Annotated in this window: 2 protein-coding genes and 1 pseudogene; 1 reads left to right on the forward strand and 2 read right to left on the reverse strand. The window is 75.8% G+C overall.

Annotated elements, in window-relative coordinates:
* Window positions 1-97: 97 nt before the first annotated feature.
* Window positions 98-841, reverse strand: coding sequence for a creatininase family protein (locus GTW08_RS01470; protein ID WP_161151282.1), 744 nt, complete (start codon window positions 839-841; stop codon window positions 98-100).
* 12 nt (window positions 842-853) lie between these two features.
* On the opposite strand from GTW08_RS01470, the gene GTW08_RS01475 reads away from it, so the two are divergent.
* Complete coding sequence (locus tag GTW08_RS01475; protein WP_100880827.1) at window positions 854-1504, forward strand: GTP cyclohydrolase II; 651 nt, start codon at window positions 854-856, stop codon at window positions 1502-1504.
* On the opposite strand, the pseudogene GTW08_RS01480 reads toward GTW08_RS01475, so the two are convergent.
* Window positions 1498-1967, reverse strand: a pseudogene (locus tag GTW08_RS01480) (dehydrogenase); the annotation flags it as partial. The gene GTW08_RS01475 and the pseudogene GTW08_RS01480 overlap by 7 nt on opposite strands.

Below are 1967 nucleotides of genomic sequence, written 5' to 3' on the forward strand. Positions count from 1 at the left end.
CGCCGCCGTCGCCTACGGGGTGCTGGCGCTCGTCGGGGTCGCACCGGGCGCGCTCGTGGTGCTGCGGCGCCGCCGGGCGGCCCGGGAGACCGCGCCGTCAGCGCCCGGCGAGCACCCGCAGGTGCCCCTCGAAGGCGACCACGAGCGCGTCGAGCAGGCCCCGGCCCTTGTCGGCGGTGGCGAGCGACGGCCGTCCCACCACACCGCCGGCGGAGTAGGCCGCGAGCCCGGTGGTGAGCAGGTACGGCCGCTCGTCGGCGACGTGGTCGGCGGTGCGGTACGACGGCCGGACCTGGTCGGGGACGGTGTGCAGCAGGATCGAGGTCTCCAGCTCCCCGGCGTGCATGTCGGCGGTGTTCGAGGTGGCGCACCCGGCGGCCCGGCGGGCGGCGGTCCAGTCCTCGGAGACGGGGAACAGGGCCATGGGCAGCGGCCCGACCGAGGCCTCCTGGACGACGTTGCGCAGGACGTGGTTCCCACCGTGCGCGTTGACCAGGACGAGTGCGGTGGTGCCGGAAGCGCGCAGCGAGGCGGCGACGTCGGAGACGACCGCGCCGAGCGTCGCCGCGGAGATGCTCACGGTGCCCGCCCACGCGGCGTGCTCGTGGGAGCAGGAGATCGTCAGTGGTGGCAGGACGCGCACGGGGTGGGCCTGCGCGATCCGGGCGGCCACCGCGGACGCCACGAGGGTGTCGGTGGTCAGGGGCAGGTGCGGTCCGTGCTGCTCGAGGCTCCCGACCGGGAGCAGGGCCACGGAGGCACCTCGCTCCCGGACGTCCTCGGTGGTGTCGACCGGGAGGGGATTCACGCAGGCGAGGCTCTCACGGCCCTGCCCGATCATGGAGGAGCAACGGTGCACGACGACCGACACGAGTTCGCCGAGTCCCGGTTGACCACGCGGCACGGGGAGTTCCGTGCGATCGCCTTCCGCGAGTACGAGGGCGGTCCCGAGCACCTCGCGCTGGTGCACGGCGACCCCGCGGACGTGGAGGCGCCGCTGGTGCGGATGCACTCCGAGTGCCTCACCGGTGACGTCTTCGGCGCGCGGCGCTGCGAGTGCGGGGCGCAGCTGTCGATCGCGATCGACGCCGTCGTCCGCGCGGGCCGCGGCGTGATCGTCTACCTGCGCGGGCACGAGGGCCGCGGCATCGGCCTGCTCGCGAAGATCCGCACACACGTGCTGCAGGACGAGGACGGCCTGGACACCATCGACTCGGCCGTCGCGCTGGGCCTGCCGGTGGACGTGCGCGACTTCGGGGCCGCCGCCGTCGTGCTGCGCCACCTCGGGATCGGCCGGGTGCGGCTGTTGTCCAACAGCCCGGCGAAGGTCGAGGCGCTGACCGGGTACGGCATCGTCGTCACCGAGCTGGTGCCGGTGCTGGAGCCCGCCGACGAGCACAACGTGCGGTACCTGACCGCCAAGCGCGACCGGCTCGGGCACGTCCTGCCGCAGGTCGACGCCGCGCCGGACGCGCCGCGCGGCCACACCGCGACCGGCTACTGACCCCCGTGGTGCGACACCCGGAGGCACAGCGACGGCGGCCCGCCCGCCGCCATCGTGGCGAGCACGGTGGGCAGCTGGTCGAGCGTGCAGTCGCCGCCGACCAGGGCGTCGAACCGGGGGTCGGCGAGCAGCCGCAGCGCCAGCGCCATCCGGTCGCCGTAGCCGCGGCGCGCCCGGCGCGGGGACACCGTGCCGACCTGGCTGGCGCGGATGGTGAGCCGGCGGCTGTGGAACGCCCCGCCCAGCGGCAGCGGCACCGAGCGGGTCCCGTACCAGCTGAGCTCGACCACCTCGCCCTCCGGTGCGAGCAGCTCCAGCGAGCGGGCCAGCCCGGCCGGGGTGGCGCTGGCGTGCACGACGAGGTCCCGGTCGCCCTCGGCGTCGTCGGGAGAGGCGAACCCGACGCCGAGCGCCGCGGCGACGGCGGCCCGGTCCGGGTCGGGGTCGACGAGCTGCACCCGCG

The organism is Pseudonocardia sp. SID8383 (assembly GCF_009864975.1).
Lineage (GTDB): Bacteria > Actinomycetota > Actinomycetes > Mycobacteriales > Pseudonocardiaceae > Pseudonocardia > Pseudonocardia alni.